This window comes from Microbacterium sp. RU33B (assembly GCF_900155915.1).
GTDB lineage: Bacteria > Actinomycetota > Actinomycetes > Actinomycetales > Microbacteriaceae > Microbacterium.
Genome location: NZ_FTPO01000002.1, coordinates 387,221 through 403,840 on the forward strand (window position 1 = coordinate 387,221; position 16,620 = coordinate 403,840).

Genomic DNA, 16,620 nt, shown 5'->3' on the forward strand with positions numbered 1-16,620 from the left:
TGATGCATTCCGGCCGGGTAATACGCACCCCGTAGCGTTGCTGACAGTGAAGGGCACCCGCCTGTAGCTCAGCGTCGGCCGCCAGGCCGGCATCCGAACGAAGTAGGTGCCTTCATGGCCACCATCGCCCCGGAAGCTCGACTCGGCCCCGTACGCCAGACGTACGCCGGCACCGGAACTTTCCCGCCCGTCGCCCGCGCCTACACCGAAGTGGCGCAGGTCGTCCGCGAGACGGGCCTGCTGGCCCGCGCACCGTGGTTCTACATCGGCGTCGGCGCGCTGCTCGCCGTCGGCTTCGGCGGAGCGATCACCGGCTTCATCCTGCTCGGCGACAGCTGGTTCCAGCTGCTCATCGCCGCGGCGTTCGGCATCCTGTTCACGCAGGTGTCGTTCCTGGCCCACGAGTCCGCCCACCGGGCGATCCTGAGCTCGGGCCCCGCCAACGACCGGCTCGGCCGCATCCTCGCGAGCGGCGTCGTCGGCATCAGCCTCTCGTGGTGGACCGGCAAGCACAACCGCCACCACGCCAACCCGAACCGGGTCGGCAAGGATCCCGACATCGAGATCGACACGATCTCATTCATCGAAGAGGATGCCGCCAAGGCCAAGGGCCTGCACGCCGTCATCACGCGCCACCAGGGCTGGCTGTTCTTCCCCCTGCTGACCCTCGAGGGTCTGAACCTGCACTTCCTCGGCCTCAAGCACCTGCTCTCCCCGGGCGAGGTCAAGGGCCGCTGGACGGAGCTCGGCCTCGTCGTGCTGCGCTTCGCCCTGTTCTTCACCCCGATCTTCCTGTTCCTGCCGCTCGGCATGGCGTTCGCGTTCATCGGCGTGCAGCTCGCCGTCTTCGGCGTCTACATGGGCGCGTCGTTCGCTCCGAACCACAAGGGGATGCCGATCATCGCGGCCGACGCGAAGCTCGACTTCTTCTCCAAGCAGGTGCGCACGTCGCGCAACATCCGCGGGGGCTGGTGGGCGACGATCCTCATGGGCGGCCTCAACTACCAGGTCGAGCACCACCTGTTCCCGAGCATGTCGCGCCCGCACCTCGCCAAGACCCGCGAGATCGTCAAGGAGCAGTGCGAGACCCGCGGTGTCCCGTACACCGAGACGAGCCTCATCGAGTCGTACGCGATCGTCATCGCGTACCTCAACCGGGTGGGCCTGTCCGCCCGCGATCCGTTCGACTGCCCGATGATCGGCCAGTTCCGCAGCGTCTGAGCTTCCACGACGAACGGCCCGGCCCCGCAGATGCGGGTGCCGGGCCGTTCTCGCGTGATCAGGCGGTGACGAGCGTGCGCTCGAGGCGCGCGTAGCTGGCCTCCATGCCGTCGGTCATCCCGGTCGCCAGCACCATGTCGCGGGTCTCGCGGTCGGGATACTCGATGAGCAGCGTGATGAGCGTCGCCCCGTCCTCCTCGTAGAGGGTGAGGTCGTTCAGCGTCGACGGGAAGTCGGTGCCGGTCATGTGCTCGGTGGTGACCGCTCGGCGCGGGGCCTCGCTCAGCAGGGTCTCGCCGTCGAATCCGAACGGCTCACCCGCTGCGGCGTCGAGAGGCTCCCACTCGTAGCGGTAGCGACCGCCGACCGACGGGTCGACCTCGCACGCCGACATGCGCCAGCCGTCGGGTCCGAGCAGCCACTGCTGGATCAGCTCGGGCTCCTGATGGGCGCGCCAGACGAGATCGATCGGCCCGTCGATGAGCCGGGTGATGCGCACATGCGTGTCGTCGAGCAGCTCGGTCTGCGTGCCCTTGCCCTGCGCGAAGTCGCGGAGCCCCTGCAGCACGAGGTCGAGCTGGTTCACGCCCATCGTGAGACCTTCGACCATGCCCATCGCGACGAGCTGCTCGAGCGCCTCCACCGAGGGGAAGTACGACGTCGAGACCACCCGCGCACCGTCGGCCGTCGCCTCGAACGCGTACACGGTGCGGGTCGCCGGCAGGTCGTCGACGGGCCGGCCGTCTTCGTCGGCGAACGAGTCGAGGATCGAGAAGGACGACGTCGGCTCGATCGCGAGGAACTCCCAGCGGCCGTGGTGACGCTCGCCCCGGGGGCTGGTCATGTAGTACCGCGCCACACCGCCGACGGCGAAGTCGAAGGCGGGGAAGGTCGCGGGGTAGCCGGGAGGGCCCCAGAACCTCTCGAGCTGACGCGGCTCGGTGAATGCTCCCCACACCCTCTCGACGGGGGCGGCGAAGTCCGCCGTCATCGTCAGCGTGAGGGTCTCGGGGTCGGTGGTGACGTCGGTGACGGGCATGGTCACTCTCCTTCGGTGGTGGTGCTGGTTTCGGATGCCGGTTCGGCGAGCAGTACGTCCAGGCGGTCGATGCGGGCACGCCAGAGGTCTTCGAAGTGGCGCAGCAGCGCCTGTGCGCGGGCGATCATCTCGGGATCCGCCCGGACGAGACGCTCGCGGCCCTCGGCCCGCTTGACGATGAGCCCCGCGGCCTCGAGCACGGCCACGTGCTTCTGCACCGCCGCGAACGACATGTCGTAGTGACGGGCGAGCGTCGACACCGATCGCTCGCCCTCGATCGTGCGGCGGAGGATGTCACGCCTCGTCGCCTGGGCGAGTGCGTGGAAGACACGGTCGATCTCGACATCGCTGAGCTCCTGTTGTGCAACCATTTGGTTGTACGTTAGACCCCGGATGCCGCGAGCGCAACCCCCGATCGCGCAGACATCGGCCGACCGCGGCGGAGAACTAGACTGAGCCTGTCCGGCATCCCCGAATCCTGGAGCTGAGCCGCGTGACCACCCCTCCTTCGGCCCCCGTGGCCGACACCGTCGAAAACGCCCTCGCGACTCCCGAGAAGGAGCAGCCGTACGCGGCCCTCGGTCTCAAGCCCGACGAGTACGCCCAGATCCGCGAGATCCTCGGCCGCCGCCCCACGTCGGGCGAGCTGGCGATGTACTCGGTGATGTGGAGCGAGCACTGCTCCTACAAGTCGAGCAAGATCTACCTGCGCCAGTTCGGGCAGAAGGTCTCCGACGAGATGCGCAAGAACCTCATGGTGGGGATGGGGCAGAACGCCGGCGTCGTCGACATCGGCGAGGGGTGGGCGGTCACCTTCAAGGTCGAGTCGCACAACCACCCGAGCTACATCGAGCCGTTCCAGGGAGCGGCGACGGGCGTCGGCGGCATCGTGCGCGACATCATCTCGATGGGGGCGCGCCCCGTCGCCATCATGGACCAGCTCCGCTTCGGCGACATCGACCACCCCGATACGGCACGTGTCGTGCACGGCGTCACGAGCGGCATCTCGTTCTACGGCAACTGCCTGGGCCTGCCCAACATCGGCGGCGAGACGGTGTTCGACTCGGTGTACCAGGGCAACCCGCTCGTCAACGCCCTCGCGGTCGGCGTGCTCCGCCACGAAGACCTCAAGCTCGCCAACGCGGTGGGCGCGGGCAACCAGGTCGTGCTGTTCGGCGCCCGCACCGGAGGCGACGGCATCGGCGGAGCATCCATCCTCGCGTCCGACACGTTCGCCGACGGCGGCCCCACGAAGCGCCCCGCGGTGCAGGTGGGCGACCCGTTCGCCGAGAAGGTGCTCATCGAGTGCTGCCTCGAGCTCTACCGCGACGACCTCGTCGAGGCGATCCAGGACCTGGGCGCCGCCGGCATCTCGTGCGCGACCTCGGAGCTCGCCGCCAACGGCGGCTCGGGCATGCGCGTCGACCTCGAGAACGTGCTGCTGCGCGACCCCACGCTCACGCCCGAGGAGATCCTCATGAGCGAGAGCCAGGAGCGCATGATGGCGATCGTGGCGCCCGACAAGCTCGATGCGTTCCTCGCGGTCGTGCGCAAGTGGGACGTCGAGACCAGCGTTCTGGGCGAAGTGACCGGAGACGGCCGCCTGCAGATCTTCTGGCACGGAGAGGAGATCGTCAACGTCGATCCCTCCACGGTCGCCGTCGACGGACCTGTCTACGAGCGACCGGTCGCCTACCCCGTATGGCTCGACGCGCTCCGCGACGATTCGGCATCCGCTCTCCCGCGCGATCTCGACGGCGACACGCTGCGCCGCCAGTTCCTGCAGCTCGTGGCGAGCCCCAACCTGGCCGACACCGCGTGGATCACGAACCAGTACGACTACTACGTCATGGGCAACACCGCCCTGTCGTTCCCGGATGACGCGGGCATGATCCGTGTCGACGAGCACTCCGGCCTCGGCTTCGCCATCGCCACCGACTGCAACGGCCGCTTCTGTCAGCTCGACCCCTACCAGGGCGCGAAGCTGGCCCTCGCCGAGGCGTACCGCAACGTCGCCGTCACCGGCGCCGCACCCGCCGCGGTCACCGACTGCCTCAACTTCGGCAGCCCCGAGAACCCCGAGGTCATGTGGCAGTTCTCGCAGGCGGTCGAAGGCCTCGCCGACGGATGCCTCGAACTCGGCATCCCCGTCACGGGCGGCAACGTCTCGTTCTACAACCAGACCGGCGACGTGCCGATCTTCCCGACGCCGGTCGTCGGCGTGCTCGGCGTGATCGACGACGTCGCACGCCGCATCCCCTCGGGCTGGCAGGATCCGGGCGAGAACATCTACCTCCTCGGCGTCACCGCCACCGAGCTCAGCGGCTCGGCCTGGGCCGGCACGATCCACGGCCACCTCGGCGGACGGCCGCCGGCGGTCGACCTCGCGAACGAGAAGAAGCTCGCCGAGCTGCTGCACGCCGCCGGCCAGCAGTCGCTCGTATCGGCCGCGCACGACCTGTCCTCCGGTGGGCTCGCCCAGTCGCTCGCCGAGGCCGCGATGCGCTTCGGCGTCGGGGCGCGCGTGTGGCTGACCGAGATCATGGAGCGCGACGGAGTGGATGCCGCGACCGCCCTGTTCTCGGAGTCGACCGGTCGCGCGATCGTGTCGGTGCCGCGCGAGGACGACGTGAAGTTCCGCGGCCTGTGCGACGGGCGCGGCTACCCCGTGCTCCGCATCGGCGTGACGGATGCGGCCGCCGACGGGGATGCCGCGGCGCTCGAGGTGCAGGGCGTCTTCACCGTGCCGCTGACCGAGCTGCGCGACCTCTCGCAGGGCACGCTCCCCGGCGTGTTCGGCGCCACGGTGTCGGAGCCGGTCGCCGGCTGACGCAGGGGTGCTCGCCGCGCGGCCGCGGCGGATTCCTGCGAGTGCGCCGTCGCGCGACGAAGCGCTGGCAGGAACCTGCAGCGGATGCCGCATCCGCTGCACGCGGTGCTCCGACGTACACTTGAGGGCATGAGCGACGACGACTACGCGGGTTTCGCAGACGCACGCACCAGGCGCACCAAGATCATCGCGTGGGTCGTGATCGTCTCCCTCATCCTGGTCGGCGGCGGCGCCACCGTGTTCGCCCTGATCTTCGGGTGACCGACCCCCTCCCTGTGTCATGACGGCGTGGACGGGTGACCCGGCGGACCGCGGTCGTCCGTCACGCCCCGCCACAGCGCGCAATCTGGGAGTCGCGCTCGCCAAGCTCGAGCACCAGCGGGCACAGCAGGCCGTGCTGGCGGCACGCACCGCCGCGAAGGCGGCCAAGGCCGAGCTGCTGACGGCCCGCGCCGACCGCTTCGGCGGGCGAGCCACCTTCCGCGACGTGCTCGCGGCGCACGCGCGCTACACGAACGCCCGCCGCGCCGTGCGCGCCGCGGTCGCCGCGGCCGAGGCGCGCCGTGCGAGCATCGACATCGCCCGGCTCGCCTCCCGCGGGCATGCCTCGACGCTGCCGCTCGCGCAGGTTCTCGCCGCCCACGACTCTGTGACGGCGCGCTGGCTCACGTACGAGACGGATGCCGCCAAGCTCATCGCCTTCCCCGCGATGAGCGATGTGCGCCACCCCCCGACGGCGGTGTTCGTGCGACAGCAGCGCATCGCGGTCGATCTGCGCCCCGCAGGACCCGAGGCCCGCATCACGGCGGAGCAGTTCCTGGCCTACCGCGACGCCGTGTCCGCCCTCGACGCGGCCTTCGTCGCCGCGGAGCAGGCGGCCTGGCAGCTCGCCCGCGAAGAAGACGCCCGTCGCGAGGTCGCTGCCCGAGAGCGGCGCGCCGAAGAGGCCCGTGCCCGGCACGTGCAGGCGCGGGATGCCGCCGAGGCGGCCGCGCGCGAGACGAGAGACGCAGCGGAGCGGGCCCGCGCGGAGAGCGAGGGAGCCAGGCATCCGTCCGCCCCGGTCTCCGACACCCGGCCCGTGTGGCCCGTGCCCGGGCGCACGCGCGCGACGCCTCCTCCGACCTGACCGCAAGCCAGGAGCCGCCCGGACGGTTAGCATGACAGGGTGGAGCCTCTGTTCGATTTCATCGGGCAATACTGGTGGCTCGCCTTCCCCCTCTTCGGTGTGCTGGCGGGCGTCGGCAATGCCTGGGAGCGCGGTGCCAAGCGTCGGCACCAGCGCCGCCTCGAGGTGATCAAGGCGAAGGCGCAGGTGAAGACGGCGCAGATCGCCGCCCGCAGCGGCCAGGCGTCGCCGGTCACACAGGCGATCGATGCCGCCGTCGCCGCCGGAGCGAGCCCCCGGCCGACGGCCACGGGCGACACGCAGGCCGACCAGCTGTCGCGGCTGTTCGCCGAGCACGACGCGGTGACCAAGCGCTGGCTCGAGTACGAGCTCGACGTCGCCAAGATGATCGCCTTCCCGGCCATGAGCGATGGCCGGCAGCCGCTCACCGCCGCGTATCTGCGGGCCAAGAGGGTGGCCGACGGACTGCGCCCCGCATCGCCCAAGGCCAAGCTCACGCACGAGCAGTTCTCCGAGTACCGCTCCGCCGTGACCGACTACGAGGTGGCGTTCGACCTCGCCGAGCGCGACGCCCGCCGCATCAAGGACACGACGTTCAGCGAGGTCGAGCGCAAGCGCCTCGACACCGCCAAGCAGCTTCTGACCATCGCGATCGACCAGGCCGCGACTCCGGCGGAGCGCCAGCTCGCCTACCGCCGCGTGCGCCAGGAGCTCGACGGTCTCATCTCCCTCTCCGATGAGGCGATCGTCGTCCTGGAGGAGCAGGTCGCACTCCAGATCACGACGGGCTCCGACGCGGATGCCGCGCCGGAGGCATCCGCGTCCGCCGCGCCGCCCGCCGCTCCCGCCGCGACGCCCGCGCCCGAGCCGCTCCCTGTTCAGCGACCCGCGCAGTGGCCCGTGCCCTCGCGTGAGCACAAGCCGCTGCCCGAGACGCCGCCCGGCACCACGCGCTGACCTGACCGCACCTCAGCATCAGCAGGCCTCGCCGCGAGCCGATCCTCGGTTCGCGTGCTCCTGACGCACGTCCCACTCGAGGGTTGACAGATCGCTGTCTTCGTTGCATGGTTAGTTGGTCAAGTAACTAACCAACTGAGTGGGGACGATGTGATCGAAGACGGCAAGCCGATCTTCCTCCAGATCGCGGAGAGCGTGGAGGGGGCGATCGTCGACGGATCCCTGGCCGAAGAGAGCCAGGCGCCGTCGACGAACGAGCTCGCCGCATTCCACCGCATCAATCCCGCCACGGCCGCGAAGGGAATCGCGATGCTCACCGAGAAGGGCGTGCTGTACAAGCGGCGCGGCATCGGGATGTTCGTCGCCGAAGGCGCGCGCGCCCGCCTGCTCGGGGAACGCCGCGATGCCTTCGCCGACCGCTACATCGATCCGCTCCTCGCCGAGGCGCGGACGCTGGGACTGGGTCCCGACGATCTCGCCGCTCTCATCCGCGACCGCGCGGCCGCATCCACCGACACGGAAGGAACCAGCCGATGACCGCCGTCATCGAGGTGAAGAACCTCACCAAGCGCTACCGCGAGACCCTCGCCGCCGACGATGTGAGCTTCTCGATCGAGAAGGACACCATCTACGGCCTCCTGGGTCGAAACGGCGCCGGCAAGACCACCGTCATGTCGATCCTCACGGCGCAGAACTTCGCCACGAGCGGCACGGTGCGCGTCTTCGGCGAGAACCCCTACGAGAACGCTCGCGTGCTCAGACGGATGTGCTTCGTCCGCGAGGGGCAGAAGTACCCCGACGATGCGACGGCGCGGCACGCCTTCCGGATGGCGCAGCTGTTCTTCCCGCACTGGGACCAGGCGTTCGCCGACCGTCTCGTCGCGGAGTTCCAGCTCCCCCTGAAGAAGGCCATCAAGAAGCTCTCCCGCGGACAGCTCTCGGCCGTCGGGGTCATCATCGGCCTCGCCTCCCGCGCCGAGATCACGTTCTTCGACGAGCCCTACCTCGGACTCGACGCCGTCGCCCGCCAGATCTTCTACGACCGGCTGCTCGAGGACTACTCCGAGCATCCGCGCACCGTGATCCTCTCGAGCCACCTGATCGACGAGGTCTCGAACCTCCTCGAGCGTGTCATCGTCATCGACCGCGGCCGCATCATCATGGACGAGGAGACGGATGCCGTGCGCGACCGTGCTGCGACGATCGTCGGCGACTCGGCCGCGGTCGATGCCTTCGTCGCCGGGCGTGAGGTCATCCACCGCGAGAGCCTCGGCCGCGTCTCGTCGGTCACGGTGCTCGGCGCCCTGACGCCCGACGACCGGGCCGCCCTCACGGCGGCGGGCCTGGATGCGGCTCCCGTGTCGCTGCAGCAGCTGATCGTGCGCACCACCCAGCACACCGCCGGATCCGCGGCGGAGAACATGACCTCGGAAGGAGCACTCCGATGAACCGCACGCTGAACGTCGTCCGGATGCAGCTGGTCAACCGACAGACCTACGTCTGGGTGCCGCTCATCGTCCTCGCGGGCTCGTGGCTGCTCAGCATCGCGATCTTCGCGATGATCCCCTTCGACGGCCCGAAGGCCGGCGGCGGCTCGTTCGCCCCGCTCTGGTACTTCCTCGCCGTCGGCGTCCAGGCTCTGACCCGCACCTTCCCGTTCTCGCAGGCGATGAGCGTCACGCGGCGCGAGTACTTCCTCGGCACGCTCCTGACGGCGGCCGCGACGTCGGCGATGCTCAGCGTCATCTTCGTGATCGGCGGACTGATCGAGCTCGCCACCGGCGGATGGGGCGTCAACGGCTGGTTCTTCCACCTCGATTGGCTGTGGGCCGCGGGTCCGTGGGGCGCTCTGCTGGTGTTCTTCGTCCTCGCGATGCTGTTCTTCATCACGGGCTTCTGGGCGGCGACGATCTTCAAGCGCTTCGGAACGCTCTGGCTGACCGTCGTCATCGTGGGCATAGGCGCGCTCCTCGTCGGCGCGATCTTCCTCATCACGCGGCTCGAGGTGTGGGAGCAGGTCATCACGTGGATCCTCGTGCAGGGCGCGCTCGGCCTGACGCTGTGGGGTCTCGTGCTCGCCGCCGCGCTCGCCGCGGTGTCGTTCGCGACGCTGCGCCGCGCGATCCCCTGAATCCATCGACGACGGATGCCCCGGACCGCACGGGTCCGGGGCATCCGTCGTCGTACGGTGTCAGCGGATCGGCACGGGCACGTCGATGCCGCCCTCGTGCGTGAGGCGGTCGCCCATCTGCACGAGGCTGGGCTGGGCGATGAAGCCGCCGGCGAACAGCGCCTGTCCTTGCGCGAACATCGGCGAGCGCTCCAGCAGCGCGCCCGGTGCGTAGCCGAAGATCTCGGCGAGCTCGTCGAGATCGCGCGGCGAGCTCATGCGCATGAGGGCGAGGTTGTCGCACTGCGACAGCGCGTTCGGGTGCACCTTCGACGGCCGCTGCGTCGAGAGCAGCAGCCACAGCCCGTACTTTCGGCCTTCCGCGGCGATCTGCACGATGAGTTCCGTCAGTCGCTGATCGACGGCGCTCACCGGGTCGGGGGAGCAGAGGTTGTGCGCTTCGTCGATGACGATGAGGCGACCGACGCGCTCTTCGCGGTGCGTCCACAGATGGTCGAGCACCGCGAGAGCGGCCGCTCGCGACTCGGCCTGCGTGGCGAACCCGCCCAGGTCGACGACGGTCGCGTCGGGACGCTCATCGATGTCGTCGGTGACCGACCGGCCGCCCCACGCCCACAGACCCCACTCGGCCACGCCGAGATTCTCGAGTCGGAGCGCGAGCCGATGCATCACCTCAGCCCCCGACGCCCGCAGATGGGGCACGAGGTGATGGTCCTTGATGCGCGGATACTCGGTCGCCAGGGAGAGCATCGCGTTGTACTCCTCGGCGTCCAGGATCGGATCGAGATGCACGACCGCCGCCTGCGATCGCAGCGGCATGTCGAGCATCCGGATCTTCAGCGGGTTGTCTCCTCCGGGACGGAAGACGCGGATGTCACGGGAGCCGAGGGCATCTGCGGCATCGACCGGCGCGTCCTGGCGGACGTCGGACAGCTTCACGAAGTCGGAGTTGGGGTCGAGGATGACCAGGGGGAGCCTCGTATGCAGCAGCACCTGCTCCAGCAGCACGCCCAGCGCGTAGGTCTTGCCCGATCCGCTCTGACCGCACCAGAAGGTGTGGCGGTTGAGCCTCTTGGCCAGCAGATGCGCCGGCGTGTGTTCCTCGGACTCGAGCAGGGTTCCGATGCGGAGGTCGGCCATGACGCCCACGCTAGGGCTCATCGGCTCCCCGGCGCCAGAGCTCAGCGGCCGTCGGCCGCCGCGGTGTGGTGACGGATGACTTCGGCCACGACGAAGTTGAACCACTTCTGGGCGAACTCGGGGTCGAGGTCGGCCTCGAGGGCGAGCTCGCGCAGGCGGGTCAGCTGACGCTCCTCGCGGGCGGGGTCGGAGGCGGGCATCCCGTGCTCCGCCTTCAGGATGCCGACCTGCTGCGTCGCCTTGAAGCGCTCCGCGAGCAGATGGATGAGGGCGGCGTCGATGTTGTCGATGCTCCCGCGGAGCCTCTTCAGCGTCTGCAGCGCCTCTGCGTCGGTGTTGTCGGCGGTGTCCACGCGTCGACCCTATCGCGGGCTCGGTCGCCGTCCGGGGTCGCAGTGTCTCTCACGCGAGTGTGCGCGGCTCTAGAGTGTGACCATGACGGACGGGACCCCCGCCTCCGAGCCCGTGCCGGGCTCCGAGGCCGTACGCGCACAGACCGCCGACACGACGGATGCCGACGCCGCCGACGTCATGGCGGCGGCCACCGCGTCGAGCGATCATGGCGGCAAGCCCTTCTGGGCCCGCCTCGACAGTCCGTTCGCCGTCGGGTTCCTGCTCACGCTCGGCGGTCTCGCGGCCCTTCTCCTGGGCCTTGCGATCGCGAACATCTCCACCGTGATCATCTACATCGCCTTCGCGATGTTCGCCGCGCTCGGCCTCGATCCCATCATCAAGTGGCTCATGCGCCGCAACGTGAAGCGCGCGTGGGCGATCACGATCGTCTTCCTCACGTTCGGCGTTCTGCTGGCGGGCCTCATGATGCTCGTCGTGCCGACGCTGGTCAGCCAGATCTCGGCGTTCATCACGAGCATCCCGTCCACGATCACGAACTTCACGAAGTCCGACTTCTTCTCGTGGCTCGAGAGCATCTTCGGCGACGGACTCGGCACGCTGGTCACCGACCTGCAGACCTGGATCACGAATCCGGCGAACATCGCGGCGATCTCGGGGGGCCTTCTCCAGGTGGGCGCCGGCATCGCGACGGCGATCTCGGGCGGGCTGATCGTCGTCGTGCTCACGCTCTACTTCATCGCGTCGCTGCCCGCGATCAAGGAGGCGCTGACGCAGTTCGCCCCCGCCCGCAGCCGCCCGAAGGTGCGCTCCATGACCAACGAGATCACCGACTCGGTCGGCAGCTACCTCATGGGCATGGTCGTGCTGGCGTTCTTCAACTCGATCGTGGCATTCCTGCTGCACTTCTTCCTGCAGCTGCCGTTCCCGCTGCTGATGGCGGTGCTGGCGTTCGCGATCACGATCATCCCGCTCGTGGGTCCGGTGCTGTACTGGATCGTCGCGTCGGTGCTGGCGCTGTTCACGAGCCCCATCGCGGCGCTCATCTTCGCGATCGCGTACCTCGTCTACATCCAGATCGAGGCGTACGTGATCACGCCGAGGGTCATGAGCAAGGCAATCTCGATCCCCGGCTCGCTCGTCGTGATCGGCGCGCTGATCGGGGGCACGCTGCTCGGGCTGCTGGGCGCGCTCGTCGCCGTCCCGGTCACGGCGTCGATCCTGCTCATCATCAAGCAGGTCTTCATCCCGAGGCAGGACGCCAAGACCTAGCTCGTGCCGGCTCTTCCCGCCGGGTCACCCTCGCGCGCCGCAACTCCTCACGAATCGAGCGGACCGGGCGTGTCGCGGGCCGGACACGCCGGGGCGCGGCGAGAACTGAGGAGCTGCGGTCGCGGAAGGTCACCTCGGCCCAGATGTCGGGTCGATGTGCACGAGTCGCGGATGCCGGGCGTCAGCGCAGCGGCACGAGACATGTCGGCGACGGCGCAGCCGCGCGGTGCCGCACCCGGCCGGGCACGCCGGTGCGCAGATCGAGCCCGAGGGAGGCGACCTCGTCCGAGCGCTGGCCGGCGACGAGGAGCGTGTCGCGCTCGACGTTGTGATGGCGCGGCCAGTCCACGCCCGACTCCACGAGGGCGAGCGACTCGAGCTCTCCTCCGTCGCCGCGCACGCGCAGCGCCGCGATCGTGTTGCTGCCGCGCACACCGGCGTACACGACGGCGTGGTCGCGGGAGGCCGCGATCTCGGCCGCGACGTCGACACCCGGGGTCGTGGCGGGAGAGAGCCGCGTCGCCGACACGATGCGCCAGGCGCCCGAGGCATCCGGCGCGAGCACGAACAGCTCGCAGGAGAGCTCCGTCACGACGTAGAGGTGTCCGCTCGGGTGCCACAGCATGTGCCGGGGGCCGGTGCCCTTCGGCAGAGACACCTGGTGCGTGGCCCGGAGCCCGCCTCCGGACGGACGCCAGAACCGCACCAGATCGAGGCCGAGATCGGTCGTCGCGACGATGCCGCCGGGCAGGTGGAGCGCCTGATGCGCCCGCGACGGCCGCGCTCCCTCGACGGCTTCGGGCGGAGGCGCGGGAGCCTCGTGGTCGGGCAGCAGATGCGCGTACTGCTCGCCCGCGGCGGCGCGCAGCGCACGCGACGCCGCGGCGAGATCGATGTCGCCCGCGAACTCGGCGTGGGCGACGGCATCCGGACCGTACGGATCGACCGCGGGCGCCGCGACGACGGGCGCGGACGGACGCCCGGTGGGATCGAGCGACACGCGCACGACCCGGCCGTCGCCCCAGCACGACGCGATCAGCGAGCCGCCGTCGGGCGCGACCGAGACATGGCATGTGGCCTCGCCCGTCGGCACCGGGGCGCCGAGCGCCGCGAAGCTCGTCTCGCCCGTGCGACGGAACGCCTGCACGGCGCCGGATGCCTCGAGCGCCGCGTACACGACGTCGAGAGACGGATGCGGCGCGACCCACGACGGCGAGCCCCCGGTGGACACGGCATCGCCCGTGAAGCCGAGGGAGCCGCCTGCGAGGGCGTCATCGGCCGACCCGGCGAGCAGCACCCCGATGCCCGAGGCGGCGCCGCCCATGTCGGCCGTGTACCCGCCGAGGAGGAACCGCATTCAGTCGATGAGGTCGTGGCGCACGATGACGGCGTCGCGCGCGGCGCCGACGCCGATCACCGAGATGCGGGTGCCGCTCATGGCCTCGAGAGCGAGAACGTAGTCCTGCGCCTCGATCGGAAGGTCGTCGAACGTGCGCGCGGTCGAGATGTCGTCCTTCCAGCCGGGCAGGTACTCCAGGATCGGCTTGGCGTGGTGGAAGTCGGACTGGTTGACGGGAACCTCGTCGAACCGCACACCGTCGACGTCGTACGCCACGCACACGGGGATCTCGTCGAGCCCCGTCAGGATGTCGAGCTTGGTCAGCACGAGGTCGGTGATGCCGTTGATGCGGGTCGCGTACCGCGTGATGGGAGCGTCGTACCAGCCGACGCGGCGGGGCCGGCCGGTGGTCGTGCCGAACTCGAACCCGCGCGAGCGCAGCCACTCCCCCTGCTCGTCGAACAGCTCGGTGGGAAACGGGCCCGATCCGACGCGGGTCGTGTAGGCCTTCACGATGCCGACGATGCGGTCCAGGCGATTGGGTCCGACGCCCGAGCCGGTCGCCGCGCCCCCCGCCGTCGCGGACGACGACGTCACGAACGGGTAGGTGCCGTGGTCGACGTCGAGCATCGTCGCCTGTCCGCCCTCGAACACGACGACGTCACCGGCATCCAGAGCCTCGTTGAGCTGCAGCGAGGTGTCGGCGACGAGCGGACGGATCCGGTCGACGTACGACAGCAGGTCGTCGACGATCTCGTCGACGGCGATCGCACGACGGTTGTAGATCTTCAGCAGCAGATGGTTCTTCTGGTCGAGCGCCCCCTCGACCTTCTGGCGGAGGATGTTCTCGTCGAAGAGGTCCTGGATGCGGATGCCGACGCGGTTGATCTTGTCGGCGTACGCCGGGCCGATGCCGCGGCCGGTCGTGCCGATCATGCGCTTGCCGAGGAACCGCTCGGTGACCTTGTCGAGCGTGCGGTGGTACTGCGTGATGATGTGCGCGTTCGCGCTGACCCGCAGGCGCGACGTGTCGAGGCCGCGCGCGTTGAGTGCTTCGAGCTCGGCGAACAGCACCTCGAGGTCGACCACGACGCCGTTGCCGATGACGGCATTCACGCCGGGCGAGAGGATGCCGGACGGCAGGAGGTGCAGCGCGTACTTCTCATCGCCGATCACGACCGTGTGACCGGCGTTGTTGCCGCCGTTGAACTTGACGACCCAGTCGGTGCGGTCACCGAGCAGATCGGTGGCCTTGCCCTTTCCTTCGTCTCCCCACTGGACTCCGACGATGACGATTCCTGGCATGAGAGCCCCCCGGGGCGTTCGAGGACGGGTTACACCCCATCCTATCGGGGGCGGAGATCGTCGCACGGTGCGGCGCGAATCCGCCCGGGTGACGAGATCGCCCGCTAGCGTGAACGCACGAGGAGGCTCCATGGTCTACGCATACGTCCGACTGGCTGCCGCGGCGCTGGGAGTCGCCGCGATCGTCGCACAGCTCATCCGCACCGTGTCGCGGGCGCTCGAGGCGACCACCGACTACGCCGGGCACGTCCCCACGGTCGTCGCGAACTTCCTGAGCTTCTTCACGATCCAGTCGAACGTGGCGGCGGCGGTGACCCTCGCCATCGGCGGGATCTGGATGCTGCGTCATCGCTCGTCGCCCGAGGAACCGCGCTGGTTCGCGATCCTCCTGGCATGCGTGACGACCTACATGGTCATCACGGGGATCGTCTACAACACCCTGCTGCGCGGTGTGGCGCTCGATCAGGGCGTCACCGTGCTCTGGTCGAACGAGGTCCTCCACGTCGTGATCCCGCTGTTCCTGCTGGTCGACCTGTTCATCGCTCCGAAGCGGCGGGCGCTGCCGTGGCGTGCGGTGTGGATCATCGTGATCTACCCGATCGTGTGGGTCGTCTACACCCTCGTGCGGGCGAACCTCATCATCGCGCCCGCCAACGGCAACCCGTGGTGGTACCCCTATCCGTTCCTGGATCCGCATCTGGTGCCGGGCGGATTCCTCGGCGTCGCCGGCTACGTCGTGGGCATCGCCGTGGCGATCATCGGAGTCGGCCTGCTCGTGATCTGGGTCGGTCGCTTCCGGGCGGCACGGCGGAGCGATGCCTGACCCGACGACCGGATCGGGCGCCGGGGCGCGGATCTGGACGGTGCTGCGGCTGATCGCGGCTCTCGCCATCGCGGCCGCGATCGTCGCCCAGGCCTTCCAGTCGTTCACCGGTGCGGTCCAGAACGGTCGCCACGTCCCGACCATCGTGGGGAACTTCTTCAGCTTCTTCACGATCCTCTCCAACCTGCTCGCGGTGCTCGTGCTCCTGTGGGCCGTGGTGTGGTTCTGGACGCGCGGCCGGCGGTCGGCATCCGAACCCCGTGCACTCGCGTTCGCGCTGGCGAGCGTGACGACGTACATGATCGTGACCGGCGTCGTCTACAACCTCCTGTTGCGCGGCTACCAGCTCGAGCCCGGTGCGGTCGTGCCGTGGTCGAACGAGATCCTGCACCTGGCCGGACCGGCGTTCTTCGTGCTCGACCTGTTCCTCGGGCCCCGCCGCCGGCGTCTCCCGTGGGGGGCGGTCGTCGGCATCATCGTCTTCCCGATCGTCTGGGTGCTCTACACGCTCGTGCGGGCGTCGTTCATCACGAATCCGACGACCGGCGATCCGTGGTGGTACCCGTATCCGTTCCTCGATCCCCACCGCAACAGCGGACCCGCGCTCCTGCTCTCCCTCGGCGGCATCGCGGTGGGAACCGCTGTCGTCGCCCTCATCGTGGTCTGGATCGGACGGCTGCGCGCACGCCGGAAGGACGTGCGGGCCGAGCCGATCGGAGCAGTCGAGGCGGTCGGGGTCGCTCTGCCGTCGGTCGCGGTCGCGGCGGCTGTCGCCGACCCCGTGCTCCCCGCCCCGCTTCCCTTGCCCGCCGCCGAGACGGTGGTCGTCGAACCGGAGATCGTCGAGGCGGAGATGGTCGAACCGGACGTCGTCCGGGTCGAGATCGTCGAGGCGGAGATGGTCGAGCCGGACGCTGTCGAGGCGGAGATCGTCGAGGCGGAGATGGTCGAACCGGACGCCGTCGAGGCGGAAGTCGTCGAGCCCGACACGGAGACCCCCGAGCCATCCGAGGATCGCAGCGACGGCTGACCGCCGCGAGAACGCAGCCCGCGGCCCGGAATTCGCGCGGGAACGCGCCCAAC

17 protein-coding genes are annotated in these 16,620 nt (G+C 69.6%); 11 read left to right on the top strand and 6 right to left on the bottom strand.

The window, feature by feature from the left end:
- Positions 1 to 114 precede the first annotated feature (114 nt).
- The gene (locus B0B14_RS11425) at positions 115 to 1,221 is read left to right on the top strand and encodes a fatty acid desaturase family protein (RefSeq protein ID WP_076681911.1); all 1,107 of its coding nucleotides are present in this window, start codon (positions 115 to 117) and stop codon (positions 1,219 to 1,221) included.
- 58 nt (positions 1,222 to 1,279) lie between these two features.
- Here the strand turns inward: B0B14_RS11425 and B0B14_RS11430 are convergent, their stop codons facing one another.
- Both B0B14_RS11430 and B0B14_RS11435 read right to left on the bottom strand, forming a co-directional pair.
- Complete coding sequence (locus B0B14_RS11430; protein WP_076681913.1) at positions 1,280 to 2,260, bottom strand: SRPBCC family protein; 981 nt, start codon at positions 2,258 to 2,260, stop codon at positions 1,280 to 1,282.
- Positions 2,261 to 2,262: 2 nt separating this feature from the next.
- Positions 2,263 to 2,631, bottom strand: a complete 369-nt coding sequence (locus B0B14_RS11435; protein WP_076681915.1) for an ArsR/SmtB family transcription factor — start codon at positions 2,629 to 2,631, stop codon at positions 2,263 to 2,265.
- 122 nt (positions 2,632 to 2,753) lie between these two features.
- Here B0B14_RS11435 and purL point away from each other — a divergent pair, with 122 nt between their 5' ends.
- From purL to B0B14_RS11465, 7 genes are all read left to right on the top strand, one after another.
- Entirely contained in the window at positions 2,754 to 5,090 is a 2,337-nt protein-coding gene (gene purL, locus B0B14_RS11440; RefSeq protein ID WP_076681917.1) for a phosphoribosylformylglycinamidine synthase subunit PurL, read from the top strand.
- Positions 5,091 to 5,219: 129 nt separating this feature from the next.
- On the top strand, positions 5,220 to 5,351 hold the full coding sequence (locus tag B0B14_RS16800; protein WP_256714370.1) for a hypothetical protein: 132 nt from the start codon (positions 5,220 to 5,222) through the stop codon (positions 5,349 to 5,351).
- Positions 5,352 to 5,370: 19 nt separating this feature from the next.
- Entirely contained in the window at positions 5,371 to 6,219 is an 849-nt protein-coding gene (locus B0B14_RS11445) for a hypothetical protein (protein ID WP_076681919.1), read from the top strand.
- Between the two features lie 39 nt (positions 6,220 to 6,258).
- A complete protein-coding gene (locus B0B14_RS11450) occupies positions 6,259 to 7,176 on the top strand; it encodes a hypothetical protein (protein ID WP_076681921.1) in 918 nt (305 codons plus the stop codon).
- A gap of 150 nt (positions 7,177 to 7,326) precedes the next feature.
- Complete coding sequence (locus tag B0B14_RS11455; protein ID WP_076681923.1) at positions 7,327 to 7,713, top strand: GntR family transcriptional regulator; 387 nt, start codon at positions 7,327 to 7,329, stop codon at positions 7,711 to 7,713.
- On the top strand, positions 7,710 to 8,624 hold the full coding sequence (locus tag B0B14_RS11460) for an ABC transporter ATP-binding protein (RefSeq protein ID WP_076681925.1): 915 nt from the start codon (positions 7,710 to 7,712) through the stop codon (positions 8,622 to 8,624). Before B0B14_RS11455 ends, B0B14_RS11460 begins: the two co-directional genes overlap by 4 nt.
- Entirely contained in the window at positions 8,621 to 9,307 is a 687-nt protein-coding gene (locus B0B14_RS11465) for a hypothetical protein (protein ID WP_076681926.1), read from the top strand. Before B0B14_RS11460 ends, B0B14_RS11465 begins: the two co-directional genes overlap by 4 nt.
- A 60-nt stretch (positions 9,308 to 9,367) precedes the next feature.
- Here the strand turns inward: B0B14_RS11465 and B0B14_RS11470 are convergent, their stop codons facing one another.
- Both B0B14_RS11470 and B0B14_RS11475 read right to left on the bottom strand, forming a co-directional pair.
- Entirely contained in the window at positions 9,368 to 10,447 is a 1,080-nt protein-coding gene (locus B0B14_RS11470) for an ATP-binding protein (protein ID WP_076682695.1), read from the bottom strand.
- A gap of 41 nt (positions 10,448 to 10,488) precedes the next feature.
- Positions 10,489 to 10,800, bottom strand: a complete 312-nt coding sequence (locus B0B14_RS11475; protein ID WP_076681928.1) for a chorismate mutase — start codon at positions 10,798 to 10,800, stop codon at positions 10,489 to 10,491.
- Positions 10,801 to 10,882: 82 nt separating this feature from the next.
- Between B0B14_RS11475 and B0B14_RS11480 the strand changes: the two genes are divergently transcribed.
- Positions 10,883 to 12,070 (top strand): AI-2E family transporter, encoded by a 1,188-nt coding sequence (locus tag B0B14_RS11480; protein WP_076681930.1) that lies wholly within the window; start codon positions 10,883 to 10,885, stop codon positions 12,068 to 12,070.
- A 181-nt stretch (positions 12,071 to 12,251) separates the two neighbouring features.
- Here the strand turns inward: B0B14_RS11480 and B0B14_RS11485 are convergent, their stop codons facing one another.
- Both B0B14_RS11485 and B0B14_RS11490 read right to left on the bottom strand, forming a co-directional pair.
- Positions 12,252 to 13,427, bottom strand: coding sequence for a lactonase family protein (locus B0B14_RS11485; RefSeq protein ID WP_076681932.1), 1,176 nt, complete (start codon positions 13,425 to 13,427; stop codon positions 12,252 to 12,254).
- Positions 13,428 to 14,714 carry an adenylosuccinate synthase gene (locus B0B14_RS11490; protein WP_076681934.1) on the bottom strand — a complete coding sequence of 429 codons (1,287 nt, stop codon included), beginning with the start codon at positions 14,712 to 14,714 and terminating at the stop codon, positions 13,428 to 13,430.
- Between the two features lie 130 nt (positions 14,715 to 14,844).
- Between B0B14_RS11490 and B0B14_RS11495 the strand changes: the two genes are divergently transcribed.
- Positions 14,845 to 15,537, top strand: a complete 693-nt coding sequence (locus B0B14_RS11495; RefSeq protein WP_076681936.1) for a Pr6Pr family membrane protein — start codon at positions 14,845 to 14,847, stop codon at positions 15,535 to 15,537.
- Entirely contained in the window at positions 15,530 to 16,567 is a 1,038-nt protein-coding gene (locus tag B0B14_RS16585; protein WP_076681938.1) for a Pr6Pr family membrane protein, read from the top strand. Before B0B14_RS11495 ends, B0B14_RS16585 begins: the two co-directional genes overlap by 8 nt.
- Positions 16,568 to 16,620: the final 53 nt, after the last annotated feature.

What these genes read in the sequence shown, in the direction of transcription:
- B0B14_RS11480 (WP_076681930.1), top strand. Translation starts at nt 10,883, where the DNA reads ATGACGGACGGGACCCCCGCCTCCGAGCCCGTGCCGGGCTCCGAGGCC.
- B0B14_RS11430 (WP_076681913.1), bottom strand. Translation starts at nt 2,260, where the DNA reads ATGCCCGTCACCGACGTCACCACCGACCCCGAGACCCTCACGCTGACG.
- B0B14_RS11490 (WP_076681934.1), bottom strand. Translation starts at nt 14,714, where the DNA reads ATGCCAGGAATCGTCATCGTCGGAGTCCAGTGGGGAGACGAAGGAAAG.
- B0B14_RS11470 (WP_076682695.1), bottom strand. Translation starts at nt 10,447, where the DNA reads ATGGCCGACCTCCGCATCGGAACCCTGCTCGAGTCCGAGGAACACACG.
- B0B14_RS11460 (WP_076681925.1), top strand. Translation starts at nt 7,710, where the DNA reads ATGACCGCCGTCATCGAGGTGAAGAACCTCACCAAGCGCTACCGCGAG.
- B0B14_RS16800 (WP_256714370.1), top strand. Translation starts at nt 5,220, where the DNA reads ATGAGCGACGACGACTACGCGGGTTTCGCAGACGCACGCACCAGGCGC.
- B0B14_RS11495 (WP_076681936.1), top strand. Translation starts at nt 14,845, where the DNA reads ATGGTCTACGCATACGTCCGACTGGCTGCCGCGGCGCTGGGAGTCGCC.
- B0B14_RS11465 (WP_076681926.1), top strand. Translation starts at nt 8,621, where the DNA reads ATGAACCGCACGCTGAACGTCGTCCGGATGCAGCTGGTCAACCGACAG.
- B0B14_RS16585 (WP_076681938.1), top strand. Translation starts at nt 15,530, where the DNA reads ATGCCTGACCCGACGACCGGATCGGGCGCCGGGGCGCGGATCTGGACG.
- B0B14_RS11485 (WP_076681932.1), bottom strand. Translation starts at nt 13,427, where the DNA reads ATGCGGTTCCTCCTCGGCGGGTACACGGCCGACATGGGCGGCGCCGCC.
- B0B14_RS11445 (WP_076681919.1), top strand. Translation starts at nt 5,371, where the DNA reads ATGACGGCGTGGACGGGTGACCCGGCGGACCGCGGTCGTCCGTCACGC.
- B0B14_RS11425 (WP_076681911.1), top strand. Translation starts at nt 115, where the DNA reads ATGGCCACCATCGCCCCGGAAGCTCGACTCGGCCCCGTACGCCAGACG.
- B0B14_RS11435 (WP_076681915.1), bottom strand. Translation starts at nt 2,631, where the DNA reads ATGGTTGCACAACAGGAGCTCAGCGATGTCGAGATCGACCGTGTCTTC.